Below are 13,067 nucleotides of genomic sequence, written 5' to 3'. Positions count from 1 at the left end.
CGGCAAACCAAGAGGAGATCCCGATGTTGACCCACCTGGAGCAACTGGAGGCGGAGAGCATCCACATCATGCGGGAGGTGGTGGCGGAATGCGAAAACCCCGTCATGCTCTATTCCATCGGCAAGGACAGCGCCGTGATGCTGCACCTTGCCATGAAGGCCTTCCACCCCGCGCGGCCGCCGTTCCCGCTGCTGCACGTCGATACCACGTGGAAGTTCGGCGAGATGATCGCATTCCGCGACCAGACCGCCGCGCGCCTTGGCCTGGACCTGCGCGTGCATGTCAACCCCGAGGGGCTGGCACGCAATATCAGCCCGCACGAGCACGGCTCCGCCGTCCATACCGACGTGTGGAAGACCCAGGGCCTGAAGCAGGCGCTGGACCACTACGGCTTTGACGCCGCCTTCGGCGGCGCGCGCCGCGACGAGGAAAAGTCGCGTGCCAAGGAGCGCGTGTTCTCGGTACGCACCGCCCAGCACCGCTGGGACCCGAAGATGCAGCGGCCCGAGCTCTGGCGCCAGTACAACACCCGCAAGCGCAAGGGCGAAAGCCTGCGCGTGTTCCCGCTGTCCAACTGGACCGAGCTGGACATCTGGCAATACATCTACCTGAACGACATCCCCATCGTGCCGCTCTACTACGCCAAGGAGCGCCCGGTGGTGGAGCGAGACGGCACGCTGATCATGGTCGACGATGAGCGCCTGCCGCTGCGCCCTGGAGAAACGCCGCAGCTGCGCAAGGTGCGCTTCCGCACGCTGGGCTGCTACCCGCTCACCGGCGCGATCGAGAGCGAGGCCGACACCCTCGGCGGCATCATCCAGGAAATGCTGCTGGCGACCACCTCGGAGCGCCAGGGACGGTTGATCGACAGCGACTCAGCCGGTTCGATGGAAAAGAAGAAGCAGGAGGGATACTTCTGATGGAAACCCTGATCGACACCGCGCCCGCGCTTGCGCAAGACGCCGCGCAAGCCACCGGCACCTCGGGCGAGATCGCCCACTACTTGCGCGCCCAGCAAAGCAAGAGCCTGCTGCGCTTCATCACCTGCGGCAGCGTCGACGACGGCAAGAGCACGCTGATCGGCCGGCTGCTGTATGAATCGAAGATGCTGTTCGAAGACCAGCTCGCCCAGCTGGAAGCCGACTCGAAGAAGATGGGCACGCAGGGCCAGAACCTCGACTTCGCGCTGCTGGTGGACGGCCTGGCCGCGGAGCGCGAACAAGGCATCACCATCGACGTGGCCTACCGCTTCTTCGCCACCGACAAGCGCAAGTTCATCGTGGCCGACACGCCGGGGCACGAACAGTACACGCGCAACATGGTCACCGGCGCTTCCACCGCCGACCTGGCCATCCTGCTGGTGGATGCGCGCCGCGGCGTGCAGACCCAGACGCGCCGCCACAGCTACCTGGTGGCGACGCTTGGCATCCGCCGCGTGGTGCTGGCGGTCAACAAGCTGGACATGGTCGACTACTCGCGCGAGGTCCATACGCGCATCGAGAACGAGTACCGGGAGTTTGCCCGGCAGATCGGCCTGACCGATATCACCTGCATTCCGATGTCGGCCCTGCGCGGCGACAACATCACCGAGCCCAGCGCCAATACCCCGTGGTACCACGGCCCGACGCTGATGGCCCACCTGGAGAACGTGCCGATCGACAATGCGCCCGTGCAGGGCGAATCGTTCCGGCTGCCGGTGCAGTGGGTCAACCGGCCCAACCTGGACTTCCGCGGTTTTGCCGGCACCGTCAGCGCCGGCGAGATCCGCCGCGGCGACCGCGTGCGCGCGCTGCCCTCGGGCCGCGAGAGCCGCGTGGCCGGCATCGTTGGCGCCGCCGGCGCGTGCGAGCACGCCATGCGCGGCCAGGCGGTGACGCTGACGCTGGAGGACGAGATCGACATCAGCCGCGGCGACGTGCTGGCCTGCCCGGAAGACCCGCCGGCGGTGGCCGACCAGTTCGAGGCCACGCTGGTGTGGATGAACGAGGACGCCATGCTGCCCGGGCGCCCCTACCTGCTCAAGCTCGGCACACGCACCGTGGGCGTGACCGTGGCGCAGCCCAAGTACAAGGTCAATGTCAACACGCTCGAACACCTGGCCGCGCGCACGCTGGAGCTGAACGAGATCGGCGTGTGCAACCTGCACCTGGACCAGCCGGTGGCCTTCGATCCCTACGCGCGCAACCGCGAGCTGGGCGGCTTCATCATCATCGACCGCCTCAGCAACAACACGGTCGGCGCCGGCATGCTGCGCTTTGCGCTGCGCAGGGCGCAGAACGTGCACTGGCAGGCCATCGACGTGGACCGCCGCGCCCATGCCGCACTCAAGCACCAGTCGCCGCGCATCGTCTGGTTCACCGGGCTCTCCGGCGCAGGCAAGTCCACCATCGCCAACCTGGTGGAAAAGCGCCTGCACACGCTGGGCCACCACACCTACCTGCTCGACGGCGACAACGTGCGCCACGGCCTGAACAAGGACCTGGGCTTCGCCGAGGCCGACCGCGTCGAGAATATCCGGCGCGTGGCGGAAGTGGCAAGGCTGATGCTCGATGCGGGCCTGATCGTGCTGGTGTCCTTCATCTCGCCGTTCCGCTCGGAGCGCGACATGGCGCGCGCGCTCGCCGGCAACGGCGATTTCGTCGAAGTCTTCATCGACACGCCGCTGGCGGTGGCTGAGCAACGCGACCCCAAGGGCCTGTATCGCAAGGCGCGGCGCGGCGAGCTGAAGAACTTCACCGGCATCGACTCGCCGTACCAGCCGCCCGAGCGGCCCGAGATCCGCATCGACACCACCGTCGACACGGCGGAGCAGGCGGCGGAGCGGATCGTGGCGTGGCTGCGGGAGAAACCCTAGGCCGAACGGACGATGAGGCGACGGACGGGGTCGGTACGATGGGACAGGGATTCCTGCCCTGGACTGCCGCCACGTCTGGCGCAAGTCATTGCCTTTGCATGACCGATTGGATGCTCCCTCTCCCGTTTGCGGGAGAGGGTTGGGGTGAGGGCGGGAATGTCCACGATCGGGCTGGTGGTATGCCACCGCCGGCCCTCACCCCCTGCCCCTCTCCCGCATGCGGGAGAGGGGAGCAAACCGTCGCACCGCCATCATGCTGCCAGACCCCCTGCCGGCCGCCGAGCTGAGCGCCCTGCTCGCCCAGCTCTACCAGGGCCCGACCGAAGCCGTGCCCTGGGCCGGCTTCCTGGAAAGCGTGCGCCAGCGCCTGGGCGCCACCTTCGTCACGCTGGTGCTGCGCCACCCGGCCACCGACCGGCCGGGCCTGATCGTCAATGCCTCCGACTACGGCCCGCACCTGCCGGGCGAGCCCTCATACAGCGAGCAGTACTACGCGCTGTGCCCCTTCCTGGACCTGCACCCGGACCGGCTCTTCAGCGCCGACGAACTGTTTGGCGAAGCCGGCTGGCTGGCGCATCCGTTCTACACTCAATACCTTCAACCACTGGGCCTGCGCTATATCCTGGCGGCCAACCTGGTCACGCCCGACGGCGTGGAGTGCGCGCTGTTCATCAGCCGCACCGACGCGGGACAGGACTTCGGCGAGGCCGACAAGGCACTGCTGCACGGCCTGCTGCCGCACCTGAAGCGCGCAGTGGACCTGCATGCCGCGCTCGACGTTCTTGCTTCTGAACGGTCCCTGTACGCGGATGCCGTCGACCGGCTGCAGGTCGGCACTGTGATCCTGGACGAGCACGGCAGGACCATCCGGACCAACGACGTCGCCGGCCGCCTGCTGCAGGCGCGCGACGGCCTCTACCTGTCAGACGGCGCGCTGCACGCGCACTGCCCGGTGGAAAACCGCAGGTTCCGCAAGATCCTGGAAGGCGCTGCCCAGGCCCACGCGCTGGCCGCACCGCGCAGCGAAGTCACCACGCTGAGCCGGCCCGCCGCGCCCACGCCCCTGAGCGTGCTGGTGCGGCCGATCCCGCTCAGCTATCGCAGCGAAGACAAGTCACGCCGACCCGCAGTGGCGGTGTTCATCCGCGACCCGGCAGGATCGCCGCGCAACACCCACGCCAACCTGCGCAAGCTGTTCCACCTGACCCCGACCGAGATCGAACTGGCTTTACTGATGGTCGACGGGCTAACGCTGGATGAAGCCGCGATGCGGCTTGGCGTCAAGAAGAACACGGCGCGGGCACACCTGCGGGGCATCTTTGCCAAGACCGGGGCAACGCGGCAGGCGGTGCTGGTGAAGATGTTGCTGTCCAGTGTGGTGGGGATGGGGTGAGGGCTTCTTACTCCAAGCGGACGATGCCGGAATATCGCCGGACTGCTTTAATTCTCCCAATCTACCGGAGACAAGTCGATGACCGACGATGCAGTGCAGCTTGCCAATCTCCTCTACATCTATGCCGAGCGCATGGACGCCGGTGATCTGCCCGGGGTCGCTGCACTGTTCGAACACGCAGAGATCGAAACCGGAGATGCCGTGCAGCGAGGTTCCGCGGCCATGCTGAAGCTCTGGCAAGCCTATGTGAAATTGCACGCAGATGGAACGCCCAGAACCAGGCATGTCATCAGCAATCCGATCATTGAGATTGCTCCGGACCGCCTGACAGCGACCGTCAGATCGTACTATACGGTCCTTCAGGCAACCGACCGTATCGCGCTGCAGGTGATCGCGGCCGGTCGCTATCATGACGCCTTCGAAAAGGTCGAGGGACGCTGGCGCTTCAGTCGCCGCAATTATGCGGTGCTCGATCTGAGGGGTAACCTGACCGATCATCTGCTCGTGCCGTCTGCCTGAGGGATGCACGGCGGCATTCCGGGCAGGACGAAATGCCAGCAAATGCTAGGCAAGCAACCGCAAGGCATCAGCGAGCGAGAGCACCGTTGTGCGCGAATCGAACGCGGTTGAAAAGAGATGATCGTGCACGACCTGATCCGGGTCGGAGCAGCAATCCTTGACCGTGAATAAACGGAAGTCCGCATCGCTCGCGTACGCGACCGACGACAGCACCACACCGGTCGACGCAATGCCCACCATAAGCAGGGTATCGATACCCTGCGCGGAAAGCCGCACCTGCAGGTCGGTACCAAAGAACACGCTGGCACGATGCGCGATGATGAGCGGCTCAGTGGCCTGCTGGCCGAGTTCCGGCGAGATCTGGTCGTCGACGAAAAGACCAAGCTGCTTGATTCCCTGCCCGTTCCTGTTCAACGGACTGACTTCCGGATAGCCTGGAGCAAAGTGGATCTTGGCGAAATAGACGCTGACGCCCCGGGCCCGTGCAGCGTCACACAGCTTGCGCGTATTGGAGAGCAAAGCGGGCGCGACCGAGGGAAATAACGCCAGGATGTCGGTCTGGTAATGCATGACCACCAGCGCAGTTTTCGCTGGAACGATTGCCGGAATCTGCATGGTCACGCTGTGCGCATCAGCGGCGCTTTCCATGCCCTGTTGATGGCCTGCTGAACCGACGGGTCCATGTTCAACGGGTGGCGACATATGGCTGCGCGATAAGGAATGATGATCGACTCTACCACGACCAATCGGTTGGCCGTTCCGGGTCTCCCTGAAGCGCTCCAGCAGGTGATCGATGATCGGGCAAGCCAAGACCTTGATTAAGTTGCTACTCACAACTATATTGGTTGCGAAACGCAACTCATAGGAGGGCGCCGGTGGACCTTGTCGATATTCCAGCCAAGTCTCGAGAAGCGACGATTCTCGAACTTCGCGACTTTTCCCGAAGACTGGTTCGCGAGCTCGGTTTCATGCGAGCCACCCTGGCCGATAGCGACCTTGCCCCGTCGGCGGTTCACGCGATCATGGAAATCGGGGCGCAGCCAGGGATCAGCGCAAAGGATTTGGGCAACATCCTGCGCCTGGACAAATCGAACACGAGCAGGCAGGTCGCAAGGCTGGAGGCTGGCGGACTCGTGGAGCGCAAGACCGCAAGCGAAGATGCACGTTCATCCGAGCTGTACCTGACCGAGGCCGGGCAGAAGCTTAGAAAGAAGATCGACCGCTTCGCAACGGATCAGGTGTCCAACGCGCTTCGGCGGATGGTTCCGGCTGACCAGCAGGCCCTGGTCCGCTCTCTCGCGCTGTACGCCGACGCACTTACGCAAGGCAACGCGGTCAAGACCGCCCCCGCAGATGCCGTGCCCGGACGGATCCTGGAGGGCTACCAACCCGGCTGCATTGGTGACGTGGCAAGCTTGCACGCCCGGTTTTACTCGGAGCATTGGGGCTTCGGCGCGTTCTTCGAAAAGAAGGTAGCGACAGAGCTTGCCGAGTTTATCGGCAAGATGCCAGCCGATGATAAGGCGCTGTGGCTCTACGCCGAAAACGGCCGGTCGCTCGCCTCGCTCGCAATCGACGGGGATGATGAACAGGGCATCGCCCATTTGCGCTGGTTCATTGTGGATGACACATTGCGTGGTTCCGGTGTCGGACGGCAACTGATGTCACACGCGATGAAATTTGTCGACGAGCGATATCGCGAGACCTACCTATGGACGTTCAAGGGATTGGATGCGGCACGCCATCTATACGAGTCATTTGGTTTTCAATTGGTGGACGAATCCGAGGGGACGCAATGGGGAACCCGGGTCACCGAGCAACGGTTTAGCCGTTGCCTGGCATGAGCCCAGCCTTGATGCGACCGCTGACCTGCCCTTGTCTTCATGAGTAATGTCGCCGTGCAGGCGTGAGCCGCAGAGCGTGGCCCGGCAACGGCGCGTCAAAACATACACTGGAGGGGTGGCGTCTCACATGGAATACCGTCGCCATCCCCATCCATCTTTACCGCCGGGCAGTTTTTCAGATAGAAGCGCGCTTCCGCGCAGGATGCCATCTGGCTGCAGTGCTGTTTGCCCTCGCAGCGAAATGCCGGTTCCGCCGTGGCTGCCACGGCTGAAACCTCGATCTGCTGTGGCTCGGCCTGGGCAACGGGATTTACCAGAGGCGCGTGCGTTTTGTAATAGATGAAGGCGGCCGCGACGGTCGCAACTACCAGCAAGCCCTTATACATGTTGACCCCTATCCTTCTTTTTCTTTTTGGAAATGGAAGGATGCCACAACAGCGTCGTTGTCGGTCAGGCGCCCTGCCGCTACTCTGCCAGCCTTGCCGCGACCTCGCCTACCATGTCGTGCAACTCTGAGCCCAGCTTTTGCCGCAACGCGCGGTGGGCGGGCTGCCACAGCGCCAGAGCCTGCTGCAACTTAAAGGCGCCGGCCTCTGTCAACCACACCGCGCGGCGGCGGCGATCCGCTTCGGACGTGACGACTTCCACCAGCCCCGTGCTGACAAGCTGATCCACATTCCTCGACATTGTCGATTGATTCAGTCCGGCTCGTTGCGCCAACGAGCCAAGGGTGTCGTCTGTTGCTGACGCGATCAGGCACATCAATCCAAATTGCGTGCTGGACAGGCCAGACGAAGCCAGGGCCTCATCCAGCTCCGCTGTAATTCTGCGCGCCAACAGGCGCGACCACCAGCCGAGATCGACATCGAGAACCGCAGCGGCGTCTGCGCGCAGGCTCCTGGCTCCTTGCCTTCGCTTTTCCATGTCGATACTATATGCAGATGCATTGTTTGTATCTGCATATAATACCAACGAAGAGGAGATCTGACGAGATGGAATATCGATATGGCCTTGCCTCACCCGCCGACGTCGCAAACATGAACGGCCGGGCAATTCTTCAAGCCATTGTGGACGGTCACCTGCCACAGCCGCCTATCTCACAGGTCCTCGACTTCTGGTTAGTTGAGGTCGGCGACGGATTCGCCGCGTTCGAAGGCGAGCCGTCGTCCAGACTGCTCAATCCAATGGGTTCGGTGCACGGCGGATGGCCTCTGACGCTGATTGACAGCGCAGCCGCGTGCGCAGCCAACTCCCTTCTTCCCGCCGGCACTGGTTACACCACTGTCGAAACCAAGGGAAATTTCTCCCGGCCGATCAAGCCTGATACAGGCAGGGTCCGTGTCGAAGGCCGCGTTGTCAGCCACGGCCGTCAAATCATTACCGCGGAAGCTCGCGTGCTTGCGAGGGACGGGCGCGTCCTGGCCCATGGCACGTCTACGCTACTCGTGCTATCGCCTGCGCGGGAACAATAGGCGAACCAAACGAAAGTCTGGGGAAGCCGGCTTGAGTCAGGCTGGCGACCACAGCCATTCGGCAATGGCTGCAGGTTGGTGAGGCGCTTTCCATTCGGAATCTGACAGGCTAATGTTGAATGATGTTGCTGGCGGACGATGGAGGCGGATATGGGCATGGTCTCAATAGAACCCGGCAGCTATCACGTTGCGCCGCCGCAAAATCCCGGCGAAGTCATCGATCTGATCCGGACGCACGCAATCCAGGTCGTTGACCTCAGGTTCACCGACTTGCCCGGCGTGTGGCAGCACTTCTCGATCACGCTGCCGGAAGTCAACGACGACTTGTTCTCGGCCGGCATCGGCTTCGACGGGTCTTCCATTCGCGGGTTCCAGGAAATCCATGAGTCCGACATGCTAGTCAGGCCTGACCCGGCCACGGCATTCATCGATCCGTTTTGCGCAGCACCAACGCTGGCGCTGATCTGCGACGTGCTGGACCCTGTCCTGCACCAGCCGTACTCACGCGATCCGCGCCACATCGCACGCAAGGCAGAGTTGTATCTCCGGCAAACCGGTCTTGCCACGGTTTGCTACCTTGGCCCCGAACTGGAATTCTTTATTTTCGACTCCATCCGCTTCGGACAGGACCAGCACTCTGGCTACTACCATGTCGAATCCGCCGAAGGCGAATGGACCTCGGGCCGTGACGAAGGCGCCTATGGTGGCGGCAATCTCGGCTACAAGCAGCGCTACAAGGGAGGGTATTTTCCCGTGCCGCCGAGCGATACGCTGCAGGACATCCGCTCCGAAATCGTGCTCGCGCTGATGCAGGCCGGCATCCAGGTCGAGGTGCATCACCATGAGGTCGCCACGGCCGGCCAGAACGAAATCGACATGCGCTTTGCGCCACTGATGCGCATGGCAGACAACGTGATGATGTACAAGTACATCTGCAAGAACGTTGCGCGCCGCCACGGCAAGGTCGCCACCTTCATGCCCAAGCCCCTGTTTGCCGACAACGCGAGCGGCATGCATTGCCACCAGAGCCTCTGGCGCGACGCCGAGAACCTCTTCTATGACAAGAACGGTTGGGCGCAGACGTCCCAGATGTGCCGTTGGTATATAGGCGGCTTGCTCAGCCACGCCCCCGCGCTGATGGCTTTCTGCGCACCGAGCACAAACTCCTATAAGCGACTGGTGCCCGGATACGAGGCGCCTGTCAATCTGGCCATGTCGCAGCGCAACCGATCCGCCGCGGCCAGGATTCCAATGGTTTCGGATTCCCCGAGCGCCAGGCGCGTTGAATTTCGCTGTCCTGACCCGTCGGCCAATGCCTACCTCGCCTTCTCGGCAATGCTGCTCGCCGGCCTGGACGGCATTGAAAACCAGACGGACCCCGGCGACCCGCTCGACAAGAACATCTATGATCTGCCACCGGAGGAAGCCGCCCGCATCCGGCAGGTACCAGGCTCCCTCGAAGAGTCGCTTTGTGCGCTGGAAGCCGACTCAGCGTTCCTGCGAAAAGGTGATGTTTTCACTGAAGACCTGATCAGCACCTGGATTGACTACAAGCGCACGCGCGAGATCGATACATTGAAGGTGCGGCCGCACCCGTGGGAATTCCAACTCTACTTCGACATTTGATCACCGTAGGTGGCGCTGGGACGACGAACGCTGGCGGCCCAGCCGGTGATGGAAGACTGTGCATCCCGCCGGCCGATCGTTAGTCCACGAGGAAACGTTCGCATAGCAGGGCCCAATACGCCGCACCGACAGCAATGTTCCCGTCATTGAAGTCGTAGCCGGGATTGTGGACCGAGCAGCCTCCGACCTTTCCGCCTTCGCCGTTTCCAATCCACAGGTAGCAGCCGGGCACGGCATCCAGCATGAAGGCAAAGTCCTCACTGGCGGCAATGGGCGACGCCTGGCAATTGACGTGGCTCGGGCCCAGTAACTCCAGGGCGACCTGGCTCGCGAACGCCGTTTCAGCCGGCGTATTCACCAGGACTGGGTACCCGCGCTGATAATCGACCTGCGCCGTGACGCCATAGCTCTGCGCCTGCGCCGATACCAGATCCCTGACACGCTGTTCGATCTGCTCTCGCACATCGCGGTCCAGTGCGCGGACACTCAGCCTGAGCACGGCATGCGAGGGAATGATATTGGAGACGGTACCGGCCTGGAACGCGCCCACGGTAATGACCGCCGCTTGCAGCGGATCGACATTGCGCGCCACGATGGTCTGCAAGGCCATCACGATGGAGGCGCCGGCCACGACAGGATCGGCCGCGTGGTGTGGGATCGCTGCATGGCCACCGACGCCTTCCAGCGTAATGGTCACGTTGTCGGCCGAAGCCTGCGCCGCGCCCTCACGCAAGAGCAGACGGCCCGATGCGGTGCCCGGTACATTGTGCATGGCGAAGACGGCATCGCAAGGGTACTTCCTGAACAGTCCGTCCTCCATCATCTTCTTTGCACCGCCCAACCCCTCCTCTGCCGGCTGGAAGATAAGGTTCAGGGTTCCACTGAAACCGCCGCGCCGGGCGAGATACTTTGCTGCGCAAAGTATCATGGTGGTATGCCCATCATGCCCGCAGGCGTGCATTACGCCGGGATGGCAGCTGGCATAGGGGAGCCCTGTGGCCTCTTCTATCGGCAAGGCATCCATGTCGGCGCGGATGCCAAGGCTGCGGTTGCCCGTACCGCGTCGAAGGCGGGCGACGACACCCGTTGTCCCCAGCCCGCGCTCGACCTCATAGCCCCATTCGGCGAGCAGGCTGGCCACGATGTCGCTGGTGCGATGTTCCTCGAAGCCGAGTTCCGGATGCCGGTGCAGGTCACGGCGAACTGCTACGAACTCTTCGGCGCTGTCCCGCAGCGCGGCCAGGATGGGATGCATGGCGTCCTTATTGCGGCTGCAAGCCGATGGCGCGGGCAATGCCGCGGTATTGTTCGATGCTCTGCTGATAGGCCTTCTGACTTTCTGCAAGCGACACCGGCTTGGACGCAGGCAGGTTCGCGGTATCCAGGCTGGCACGCACCGAGGGGTCGGCCAGCGTATGCACAATCGCGTTGTGCACTGCTTGCACAACCGGCTCGGCAGTGTCCTTCTTCACGAAGATCCCGGCCCAGGTTGAATAGTTGAAGCCCCGCAGCGCCTTGCTTTCATTGACGCTGGGCACCGACTTCACTGCATCCACGCGTGTGGGCGACAGGACCGCCAGCATCCTGACCTGGCCGGTGCGCATGCGTTCGATATCAGGCTTGCCAAACGGCGAGATAAAGATATCGACGATTCCGCCAACGAGGTCCTGGATCACGGGCGCGCCGCCCTTGTATGGCACGTGAGTCATCGGCGCTCCGATGGTTTGGGACATATGCGCCCCCAGGAGGTGATAGAGCGAGCCGATGCCGACGCTCGCGTACGTCAGTGGTTTGCCGGCCTTGGCTGCCTGCGCGGCATAGGCGGCCAGTTCGTCGACATCCTTTACCGGCAGATCCCTGCGCACCAGGATGGCAAGATCGACAGCGCCGACCATATGCACCAGCCGGAAATCCTCGCTCCTGAATTTGATTGCGGCATTGGCCAGCGGCGTAGTGATGAGTTCGCCGGGCCCTGCCTGCAATAGCAAATGGCCGTCGGCCGGTGCGTGAAGGACCTTCTGCGCGGCAATTGCTCCACCAGCTCCCCCGAGGTTTTCGACGATGACCGGCTGCCCGAACTGCCGGGCGAGGGGCCCGTTCAGGTTCCGGGCAACAACGTCGGAGAGGCCGCCCGCCGGGAACGGCACCATCAGCGTTACCGGCCGGTCAGGAAAGCCGTGTGCCGGCGCCAGGCCGGCAAAAAGCAGTGCTGCAACCAAGCCGCCGAGCCAACGGCGGCCGACGTTCTTGAATCGGGTCATGGCTGTCTCCTCAATCCGTGTTCTTGTGGAATCGGATCGTAAAGTGCCATCCATCATGCGTCCAATGCATTATCAGTCTAAAATTTATTCAAAAATCTCATTACAAAGTGCGCAATGCATCTTAAACATCTCAAGCATCTGCTGATGGTGGCGGATATGGCATCCTTCAGCCAGGCGGCGCAACGCCTGCACCTGACCCAGTCCGCGCTGAGCCGGAGCATCCAGACGTTGGAGGATGAACTGGGAGGCCGCCTGATCGACCGGCACGGCAAGCGCAATGTGCTGACCCCATTGGGGGAGCTGATTGCCAACCGGGCCCGGCGCATCGTGTTCGAGGAAGCGGAACTGCATCGCAGCGTCGAACTGTTCCACCACCACCACCTGGGTGCCATCCGCGTCGGCCTGGGCGCCGGGCCGGGCGCAGTGCTGGCGACGCCGTTTCTGCGATTCATGGCCAGGCACCATCCCGGCATACAGGTCAGCGTGTCGCTTGGTACTTCCGATGCGCTGATGATCCAACTGCGTCAGCGATCGCTTGATGCAGTCGTCGTGGAGGTGAGCAGCGTGGCGCCAGCAACGGACCTTCGCCACGAGTTGCTGAACGCGTTGCAGGGTCGCTTTATCTGCCGCACAGGACATCCGCTTGTGCAACAGGCCGCCGGCGGAGACGCTGTGACGTTTGACGATGTCATGCGTTATCCGCTGGCTTCCGCCCCGCTCAGCACGGAAGTCGCGCGCAACCTCGTGAAGCGCTTCGGACCGCGCGCCGATCCGGAGCATTGCCTGAGCCTCAGGTGCGAGAATGTCCGGAGCCTGGTCGAAGCTGTGCTGGATTCCGACGCGATACTGTTCAGCATCGTCGCGGCAGTGCGTGCGGAGATTGCCGCAGGAAAACTATGCGAACTGGACACTACCCCAGCGGTCGATGACGGCCCCCGCTATGCCTTTTTCACCCTGGCGGGGCGAACCGAGGCACCGAGCATGGAAATATTCCGGAAATTCATGGACGAGCATTTGCGTGACTAGCCGCCGCTAGGCGCACCGTCATCTCCTGGCAGGCCGTGCTGACGGTGAAATGCGTCCTGTGGGCCGTCGGTG

Annotated in this window: 13 protein-coding genes; 8 read left to right on the top strand and 5 right to left on the bottom strand. The window is 63.0% G+C overall.

Translation table 11 applies throughout. The features are described from left to right. The first annotated feature begins 23 nt into the window (after positions 1–23). The 4 genes from cysD to CNE_RS20895 all read left to right on the top strand — a co-directional run bounded on the left by cysD (position 24) and on the right by CNE_RS20895 (position 4,766). Positions 24–920 carry a sulfate adenylyltransferase subunit CysD gene (gene cysD / locus CNE_RS20910; protein ID WP_010814009.1) on the top strand — a complete coding sequence of 299 codons (897 nt, stop codon included), beginning with the start codon at positions 24–26 and terminating at the stop codon, positions 918–920. Next, on the top strand, positions 920–2,854 hold the full coding sequence (gene cysN, locus CNE_RS20905; RefSeq protein ID WP_013952269.1) for a sulfate adenylyltransferase subunit CysN: 1,935 nt from the start codon (positions 920–922) through the stop codon (positions 2,852–2,854). Before cysD ends, cysN begins: the two co-directional genes overlap by 1 nt. A 253-nt stretch (positions 2,855–3,107) precedes the next feature. Further along, positions 3,108–4,247, top strand: a complete 1,140-nt coding sequence (locus CNE_RS20900) for a helix-turn-helix transcriptional regulator (protein WP_041228557.1) — start codon at positions 3,108–3,110, stop codon at positions 4,245–4,247. Positions 4,248–4,325: 78 nt separating this feature from the next. Beyond that, complete coding sequence (locus CNE_RS20895) at positions 4,326–4,766, top strand: nuclear transport factor 2 family protein (RefSeq protein WP_013952267.1); 441 nt, start codon at positions 4,326–4,328, stop codon at positions 4,764–4,766. A gap of 45 nt (positions 4,767–4,811) precedes the next feature. Here CNE_RS20895 and CNE_RS20890 read toward each other — a convergent pair whose 3' ends face one another. After that, a complete protein-coding gene (locus CNE_RS20890; RefSeq protein WP_041228556.1) occupies positions 4,812–5,414 on the bottom strand; it encodes an isochorismatase family cysteine hydrolase in 603 nt (200 codons plus the stop codon). A gap of 227 nt (positions 5,415–5,641) precedes the next feature. Between CNE_RS20890 and CNE_RS20885 the strand changes: the two genes are divergently transcribed. After that, a complete protein-coding gene (locus CNE_RS20885; RefSeq protein ID WP_013952265.1) occupies positions 5,642–6,610 on the top strand; it encodes a bifunctional helix-turn-helix transcriptional regulator/GNAT family N-acetyltransferase in 969 nt (322 codons plus the stop codon). A 95-nt stretch (positions 6,611–6,705) separates the two neighbouring features. Here CNE_RS20885 and CNE_RS20880 read toward each other — a convergent pair whose 3' ends face one another. Beyond that, a complete protein-coding gene (locus CNE_RS20880) occupies positions 6,706–6,996 on the bottom strand; it encodes an excalibur calcium-binding domain-containing protein (protein ID WP_041228555.1) in 291 nt (96 codons plus the stop codon). Positions 6,997–7,075: 79 nt separating this feature from the next. Further along, on the bottom strand, positions 7,076–7,534 hold the full coding sequence (locus tag CNE_RS20875; protein WP_013952264.1) for a MarR family winged helix-turn-helix transcriptional regulator: 459 nt from the start codon (positions 7,532–7,534) through the stop codon (positions 7,076–7,078). 68 nt (positions 7,535–7,602) lie between these two features. On the opposite strand from CNE_RS20875, the gene CNE_RS20870 reads away from it, so the two are divergent. Together CNE_RS20870 and glnA are read left to right on the top strand one after the other, a co-directional pair. Further along, the gene (locus tag CNE_RS20870; protein ID WP_041228554.1) at positions 7,603–8,082 is read left to right on the top strand and encodes a PaaI family thioesterase; all 480 of its coding nucleotides are present in this window, start codon (positions 7,603–7,605) and stop codon (positions 8,080–8,082) included. 150 nt (positions 8,083–8,232) lie between these two features. Next, on the top strand, positions 8,233–9,708 hold the full coding sequence (gene glnA / locus CNE_RS20865) for a type I glutamate--ammonia ligase (RefSeq protein ID WP_013952263.1): 1,476 nt from the start codon (positions 8,233–8,235) through the stop codon (positions 9,706–9,708). Between the two features lie 79 nt (positions 9,709–9,787). Here glnA and CNE_RS20860 read toward each other — a convergent pair whose 3' ends face one another. Then, positions 9,788–10,963 carry a M20 aminoacylase family protein gene (locus tag CNE_RS20860; RefSeq protein WP_013952262.1) on the bottom strand — a complete coding sequence of 392 codons (1,176 nt, stop codon included), beginning with the start codon at positions 10,961–10,963 and terminating at the stop codon, positions 9,788–9,790. A 7-nt stretch (positions 10,964–10,970) separates the two neighbouring features. Next, a complete protein-coding gene (locus tag CNE_RS20855; RefSeq protein ID WP_013952261.1) occupies positions 10,971–11,969 on the bottom strand; it encodes a Bug family tripartite tricarboxylate transporter substrate binding protein in 999 nt (332 codons plus the stop codon). Between the two features lie 114 nt (positions 11,970–12,083). On the opposite strand from CNE_RS20855, the gene CNE_RS20850 reads away from it, so the two are divergent. Continuing rightward, complete coding sequence (locus CNE_RS20850) at positions 12,084–12,995, top strand: LysR family transcriptional regulator (RefSeq protein WP_013952260.1); 912 nt, start codon at positions 12,084–12,086, stop codon at positions 12,993–12,995. The last annotated feature ends 72 nt before the right edge of the window (positions 12,996–13,067 follow it).

It is taken from the genome of Cupriavidus necator N-1 (genome assembly GCF_000219215.1).
Classification (GTDB): Bacteria; Pseudomonadota; Gammaproteobacteria; order Burkholderiales; family Burkholderiaceae; genus Cupriavidus; species Cupriavidus necator.
This window is presented reverse-complemented; position numbering and strand designations above follow the sequence as displayed.

Bases quoted from the DNA above. Each gene is read 5' to 3' on its own strand.
- cysD (WP_010814009.1), top strand. From the start codon at position 24: ATGTTGACCCACCTGGAGCAACTGGAGGCGGAGAGCATCCACATCATG.
- cysN (WP_013952269.1), top strand. From the start codon at position 920: ATGGAAACCCTGATCGACACCGCGCCCGCGCTTGCGCAAGACGCCGCG.
- CNE_RS20900 (WP_041228557.1), top strand. From the start codon at position 3,108: ATGCTGCCAGACCCCCTGCCGGCCGCCGAGCTGAGCGCCCTGCTCGCC.
- CNE_RS20895 (WP_013952267.1), top strand. From the start codon at position 4,326: ATGACCGACGATGCAGTGCAGCTTGCCAATCTCCTCTACATCTATGCC.
- CNE_RS20890 (WP_041228556.1), bottom strand. From the start codon at position 5,414: ATGGAAAGCGCCGCTGATGCGCACAGCGTGACCATGCAGATTCCGGCA.
- CNE_RS20880 (WP_041228555.1), bottom strand. From the start codon at position 6,996: ATGTATAAGGGCTTGCTGGTAGTTGCGACCGTCGCGGCCGCCTTCATC.
- CNE_RS20875 (WP_013952264.1), bottom strand. From the start codon at position 7,534: ATGGAAAAGCGAAGGCAAGGAGCCAGGAGCCTGCGCGCAGACGCCGCT.
- CNE_RS20870 (WP_041228554.1), top strand. From the start codon at position 7,603: ATGGAATATCGATATGGCCTTGCCTCACCCGCCGACGTCGCAAACATG.
- glnA (WP_013952263.1), top strand. From the start codon at position 8,233: ATGGGCATGGTCTCAATAGAACCCGGCAGCTATCACGTTGCGCCGCCG.
- CNE_RS20860 (WP_013952262.1), bottom strand. From the start codon at position 10,963: ATGCATCCCATCCTGGCCGCGCTGCGGGACAGCGCCGAAGAGTTCGTA.
- CNE_RS20855 (WP_013952261.1), bottom strand. From the start codon at position 11,969: ATGACCCGATTCAAGAACGTCGGCCGCCGTTGGCTCGGCGGCTTGGTT.
- CNE_RS20850 (WP_013952260.1), top strand. From the start codon at position 12,084: ATGCATCTTAAACATCTCAAGCATCTGCTGATGGTGGCGGATATGGCA.